Below are 6,569 nucleotides of genomic sequence, written 5' to 3'. Positions count from 1 at the left end.
TATTATTAACTCGTTGAACATGGCTAGTCTTTTTGCGTGTCCTGTTTCGTAAGTGGTACTCATTTTTTTATCTGTTTTAATATTTATAGACTGGCAATATACTTATTTTCTATTAATATGGTGTATATTATATAAAATAAATTCATATAAAACAGTAAAATACTTTGTATTTGTTATATATAAAAGGGTTTAGGTTTTAAAAATAAATGAAAATACACTATAAAATATTGTATGAGCTATTCTTTTTTATAGGTTTATAAGTTATTCCATATAGCAATTAATTGTTGTATAACGAATATTTTTACATTAAAAACCCTATTTTTATACCCAACCTAAAAATCTATTATTATGAAACTTATTGTAAGATGCCCACTGTGCAAAAATGAAATGAATGCTCCTAACCATAGTGATAACCGAATTGATTATGCCAAACAGTTTGGCGATACGTTTACCTTAACATGCAGTGCTTGCCATAAGGATACCGAATATCATGTAGATAAGATAAGGGCTGTTGATTATTCTTTTGCAGAAATTATTATTAACCGTATGGTTATTTTTGCCGTTCTTTTTATTGTAAGTGCCATTTTTGGTTATTATTTATCTGGTTTTGCTGGTGCTGTTGGGTTGTCTATATTGTCTACCGGTATTTATCTATGGTTTGCAAAAAGAAACAATTCTGGCAAAAACCTTGATTTTAACAGGCATAAACTAAAGGGAAGGGTTGCAGAGACTTCATTAAAAAGATAAAGGGATTTCCTTTCTATTATTATAATAACCGAAATTCCTGCAAGGCCTTTTTTTGACCTTGTAGGTGTGGTTTCTTCTATTACATAATACCTATAAGGTTTTGGAAATTTTATAGGAATAGATAATACTGAATTTGTATTTGCTTATTGAGGTTTTCCTCTTATTTAAAAATACCTACAAGGTTTTGGAAACCTTGCAGGATTGTATAACGCTGATATAATAGATGCTTATAGGATTTTCCTTTTTATTATTATAATAACCGAAACTCCTGCAAGATCTTTTTTTGACCTTGTAGGTGTGGTTTCTTCTGCTACTTGATACCTACAAGGTTTTGGAAATTTTATAGGAATATCGAACGCTGAATTTGTATTGATTTATTTGTGTTTTATTTTGATTTAAAAATACCTACAAGGTTTTGGAAACCTTGCAGGAGTGTGGAACGCTGTTATTGTGAATGCCTCTGGGTTTGTGCATTTTGTTGTTTTGGGTAATGGTAATAAGGGAGGTGACTTTAAAAATGGTAACCTTAATTGTTTTTATAGGTTTGCCTATGGTTATATTACCTGTTTTTCCAGTGCTAAAAAGTGTGTTACTTTATGGGCATGCAATGGGAATATATGCAATTGGCATTTATAGGTTGTTTTGTCTTTTTTATAGTTTGTTATAACGGCCTTAAAGGGTTTTTGTTCTTGAAGCTTTTTATGTATCCTGTTTTTTGTTGTTGTTAGCGTTTTTGGTCCTTGTAAAAAAGCGGGGGTTTTATTTATGGCTTCTTTTTGGCTATAGCCAGTCATGGAAAAAAAACCTTTGTTAAGCCATATTATTTCCTTTTGGAGCGTAGTTACTACCAAAGCTTCATATATGTTGTTTTGCAGGATTGCTTCGAGATTGTTTTTCCAGTTAAATTTTTTTGCCAGTTGCCGTAATTGCTTTATATCTTCTTCTTGCTGGATTATGGACGCTTCATTGTTATTGTATTCATTTTGAAGGTCCCAGCTTACCAATGGTAGTTTTGATGTGTTGCTTGTTTGCCTTAGTGATGGATGTATTTTTTTGTATTCTTCTTCATTTAAAGATGATACATAAAAATCCAGGCTCATCATCTTGTTTAGATTATGTTTCATCTGTTTAAGGTTTTTAATTTTTTGAAAATGAAGATACCAAGGTTTTCTTCAACTTAAATAATTTCCACAAGCTTTTTTTAACCCTATTGCTTGAAATGGCTATTGGGAGCTGTGTTTAAAAAATGTTTGTACCTATTTTATAATTATATATATAGATGGCCTTGTATTAAAGAACATTTGCCATTTTTTATGGCTTTTTAAACTTTTTAACTCCTGCCCTTACGGCATAGTTTAAGGTGTTTTCTTTGGGCACGATTGGGCATGAATACTTTTTATTGTAGGCACAATAGGGGTTGTATGCTTTGTTAAAGTCTAATACAATGGTATTGCCCTCGGGAATGCGAAGGTCCATGTACCTACCGCCGCCATAGGTTTCTTCTCCATTGGTTTTGTCTGAAAACGGCAAGAAAAGATAGTCTTTATATTCCTGGGTCTCTCTTAACTGGGTACTTTGGTAAACGTTTAGCTTAAATTCTTTTTGGTGAAGCGTGAAATGCACGATACCGTACAATACCTCTTCTGAGGTTCTGCTGGTGGTGGTGGGCATTAAAAAGGGTTCTTGGTCGGGGGTGCGCTCGAACCGTGCCACTACGTGGTATGTGGTATCTATTGGGAAAAAATCGAGTCCGTTGAAGGATTCCCGGTCTTCTTGCGTAAGTGGGGACTCTTCGGGGTTGGCATATTCTTCATTTAATTCTTTTTGAAATTTTTTTATTCCGCTTACCGTATTTTCTGTTTTTTTATCGGCAAGGGCTTTTTTATCTGTATTGTTATCGTGATAGCGTTTATCGCTTTTGCAAGCACTGAACAAGATAATGAAGATTAATAAAGTTTTATAGATGTTTTGCATATACCAATGTTTTACGGCCGTTTTCTTTTTGCACAAATAAAAATGCCAGAATTTTATTGATTCAAAAATACAACTTATAGATTTTTTATTTAGCTTTGTTGGTATAAATCAAAGAAAAAATGATGGAACGTATTATTTCATGTAACAAAACCAATATGGTGAAGCAACTGTATAGCTGTTGGTGCTTTTATATGACGTAGTATGTTACATACATAAACATATATAAAAGCCCGACGCCAAAAACGTCGGGCTTTTTTATTTAATTATTCATCAATCAAAAAACAATTCAGTAATGAGAAAATTATACTTAGGGTATATTTCGTCTTTTCAAGGGCTTTCCAGAGAAGTTTGGTGGCTCTCTTTAATAACATTGATAAACCGGGCGGGCACGATGGTGATTCCCTTTTTGTCTTTGTACTTGACCCAAAAGCTTCACTTTACGTTGAGCGACGTGGGTTGGATAATGTCTTCGTTCGGGCTGGGGTCTGTTGTGGGTTCTTGGCTGGGCGGAAAGTTTACGGATAAGATAGGGTATTACAGGGTTATGGCGCTAAGCCTTGTCCTCTCGGCCTTTTGTTTTATTGGCCTACAGTTTTTGCAGTCTTTTTGGGGCATTTGCTTTGGTATTTTTTTGGTTATGCTTGCGGCCGATATGTTTAGGCCGGCCGTATTTGTTGCTTTGAGTGCTTACAGCAAGCCACAGAACAAAACACGGTCTGTTACGCTTATACGTTTGGCCATTAACCTTGGTTTTTCGGCAGGCCCGGCCATAGGTGGGCTTATAATTACAAAGCTTGGCTATAATGGTTTGTTTTGGGTAGATGGCATTACCTGCCTTTTGGCCGGTGTGTTGTTGCTAAATGTTTTAAACCCCAAGAAAGCACGGGTTTTGGACGCGGCAAAGAACGATTCGCCAGAATCTGTTTACAGCGATATTCCTTATTGGGTGTTTTTTGTTGCAATGGTATTGTTTGGGTTTATATTTTTACAATACTTTTCTACGATCCCGATTTTTTATAAGGAGCTATTTAGGTTGACCGAAAGTGAAATTGGTATTTTGCTCGGGCTTAATGGTCTTTTGATCTTTGTTTTTGAAATGCCGTTGGTCAAGTATTTTGAAGAAAAGTTTTTAACGCCCCTTTCGAGCGTGTTGATAGGCTTTTTGCTTACCATAATAAGCTTTGTGGTTTTAAACATGACTTCTTGGATAGGTATTTTAATTATAGGGATGGCTTTAATGAGCTTTGGCGAAATGCTGGTATTCCCGTTTTCTAATGCCTTTGCGCTAAATAGGGCCAAGAGGGGCAACCAAGGGGAATATCTGGCCTTGTATAGTATTGCCTTTTCTGTTTCGCATATTTTTGGGCACAACTCGGGACTGCAATTAATAGATGCGCTGGGATTTGAGTTTACATGGTATGTTATGATTTTTCTTGGTGTACTTGGATCTTTGTTGGTTGTGTACCTTAGAAAGACCGTTACCAGGTCTGTTGAAGAAAAAAATGCCATTGTTGGCCAATAGCTTGTATGCCAACCCGTGCCTATTGTTGGCCAATACGGGCTATTCTATAAAAAACCGGGAATTTTAAAGTAAGCTTTTCGGTAGGTGCAGTTGTTATCTCTTTGATAAAGGCATCTACCGGATTGTCTTTCTTTATTTTCTTGATTGCCGACCAGCTATTTAAATATCCTTTTAATTGAGCGGCCGTCCAGTTTACTTCTATATAATATGGTTTTGAAAGTGCTATATCTGTAAACGGGAAATCTATATTTTTATAATGGTCATCGATATAGGTACGCTCGGGATCCCAATAGGGTTCTGTTTTTTGGTAGAACGCTTTTATTTTTTGATTGAAAAACGGGGTACCCTCTATTAAACCATAGCCAAATATTGCCAATATGCCACCTGGTTTTATAATACGTGCCGCTTCTTTATAAAAGGCATTAAAATCGAACCAATGAAAGGCCTGCCCCACTGTAATTATATTAAACTGATGGCTTGAAAAAGGTGTTTGTTCTGCCCGTGAGACACGGTAATGGATGTTGCTTTTTTTAACGGCATTGTTTAATTGTTCTTTACTGATGTCTATGGCTTCTACATTTTTAAAGAATGTGCTTAAAACCATGGCCACTTGACCGTTCCCGGCACCTACATCCAGTGCATTGCCATACCCGTTTGCAAGGTTACAGATTTCTGTAAGGAATTTTTTGGGAAAGACCGGGCGGTATTTAAGATATAAATTGGCAGCTGTAGAAAAACGGTCGATTTTCTTTTTCATGGCTTTGGTTTGGCTGTTTAACTATTTAATTATAAAACAATTAGTACATGGTTTTGAGCCCATAAGAATCCAAGAGCTCGTTGTACTCGGGCTGGATGCGCAAAAGGGCTATGCCATCTTCGTTGTTAAGCCTTTCGGTATCTTTAAAGCCATTGTCCAGCATTTTTTCCAGGTAATAAAGTGCCATGCCATACTCCCCTTTTGTTACCGTATAACGCATTACGGTTATGTAAGCGCTATAATCTTTTGGGTTGGCCAGTGTTTTAAAAATATTGATGTACAATAGGTTGTCCAGGCCATCGTTTTCGTTGTATTTTTCTTCAAGTTCGGTAGGGAGAACGTTTAAAAAGCTTAGTACCCTTTTGCCCATTTTTTGTTTTTGCAGGTTGGCCGAATTGACATACTCTTTATTGAGTGTGTTAATTTCGTCTTCCCAATAGGCCAGGGATTCGAGCTCGCCCGAATTGATATCGCTGGGCAGGTAGGTCATATAATCCATGTAAAAAGCAGACTCGACATCGTTTATGTAATACTGATCGTTTCTTTGGGACCTAAAAAGCTTGCTTCTTTTTATTTCCTTCTGCCTGTCTTTCATAGTATCTTTTTCTACATAAAACCTGTAGTTTTTCATGATATCCTGTATATCGTTGTATGCTACCAACATGGCACCTTTGTTTATTAATTCTTTGTTGAACTGCATATCTTCTGAAAAGTACTTGGAAATTGCGCTTTCGTCTTTAGGGATAATATTGCGGGTCATGGACTTTAACGACATGACACGGACGGCTTTGGTAATGTAGTTTTCTGGAGGCCAAACATGACCGCCGGAAAATACTAGCAGGTCTGCATCGAACTTTAATTTGTCGAGGTAACCTTTAGAGTTGGTCATTTCCCGATAATTAAAATCTTCGTCGCCCACAATGCCCACAAACAAAAAACTGTTCTTTTTAGGTATGTAGGCATCGTTATTGGCAAATGCCGCACCACAGGTAATAACGCCCTTTACGTGCTTGGATATAACGGCTATGGTTGTTGCCAAACGCGCGCCGCCGGAAAACCCGGCAAGGTAAATGGCATCTTGGTCCACACTGTAATTGTTTAAAACTTGGCTGTAAAAAGAACGGGCAATGTTTAGGTTTTCTTGATAGGTGCCGTTTTTTATTCCGTTTGAACCTGCAATTATATAACCGTACTTATTGGCGGCTTCCCGGAAACGGGAAACGGCCAGTTTGCCCCTGCCGGAAGCATCGAAAACCATTATTACCGGCCATTGCTTTTCTGGGGTATAATTAACGGGAAGGTAAACAGCATAGGTGTCTAACGAAGCAGTAATGGGAACAAAATCTATAAGCTCGCCCGCCTTGGGCTCTCTTGTTTGTGAAAATGCTATGGTGCTTATAAAAAGGAGTAAAAGTGTTTTTTTCATAACTGTATTGCCATCAATAATCTAGCCAAAATATGTCCCTAAATTTATTGATAAAAAAGGTTATTTAACAACGAACCTATCTAAACTTTTTGTCAAAGCCTAAAAAATAAGGCATCAACTGTATATGTACGTGCCTTTAATTC

General features: G+C 36.7%; 6 protein-coding genes. 2 read left to right on the top strand and 4 right to left on the bottom strand.

From position 1 onward, the window contains the following. The first annotated feature begins 348 nt into the window (after positions 1-348). Complete coding sequence (locus UXI14_RS07130) at positions 349-747, top strand: hypothetical protein (RefSeq protein WP_335965548.1); 399 nt, start codon at positions 349-351, stop codon at positions 745-747. A 554-nt stretch (positions 748-1,301) separates the two neighbouring features. Here UXI14_RS07130 and UXI14_RS07125 read toward each other — a convergent pair. Continuing rightward, positions 1,302-1,871 carry a PAS domain-containing protein gene (locus UXI14_RS07125; protein ID WP_335965547.1) on the bottom strand — a complete coding sequence of 190 codons (570 nt, stop codon included), beginning with the start codon at positions 1,869-1,871 and terminating at the stop codon, positions 1,302-1,304. A gap of 187 nt (positions 1,872-2,058) precedes the next feature. Beyond that, positions 2,059-2,721 carry a DUF1684 domain-containing protein gene (locus UXI14_RS07120; RefSeq protein WP_335965546.1) on the bottom strand — a complete coding sequence of 221 codons (663 nt, stop codon included), beginning with the start codon at positions 2,719-2,721 and terminating at the stop codon, positions 2,059-2,061. Positions 2,722-3,013: 292 nt separating this feature from the next. On the opposite strand from UXI14_RS07120, the gene UXI14_RS07115 reads away from it, so the two are divergent. Continuing rightward, positions 3,014-4,243: an MFS transporter gene (locus UXI14_RS07115; protein WP_335965545.1), complete on the top strand. Its 1,230-nt coding sequence runs from the start codon at positions 3,014-3,016 to the stop codon at positions 4,241-4,243. A gap of 19 nt (positions 4,244-4,262) precedes the next feature. On the opposite strand, the gene UXI14_RS07110 is transcribed toward UXI14_RS07115, so the two are convergent. Then, entirely contained in the window at positions 4,263-5,000 is a 738-nt protein-coding gene (locus tag UXI14_RS07110) for a class I SAM-dependent methyltransferase (protein ID WP_335965544.1), read from the bottom strand. 40 nt (positions 5,001-5,040) lie between these two features. Continuing rightward, entirely contained in the window at positions 5,041-6,426 is a 1,386-nt protein-coding gene (locus UXI14_RS07105; RefSeq protein ID WP_335965543.1) for an alpha/beta hydrolase, read from the bottom strand. Positions 6,427-6,569 lie beyond the last annotated feature (143 nt).

The sequence above is a fragment of the Galbibacter sp. PAP.153 genome (assembly GCF_037029175.1).
Taxonomy (GTDB): Bacteria; Bacteroidota; Bacteroidia; order Flavobacteriales; family Flavobacteriaceae; genus Galbibacter; species Galbibacter pacificus.
Note: the sequence above shows the minus strand (reverse complement) of the source record. Positions and strands in the feature narration are given on the sequence as shown.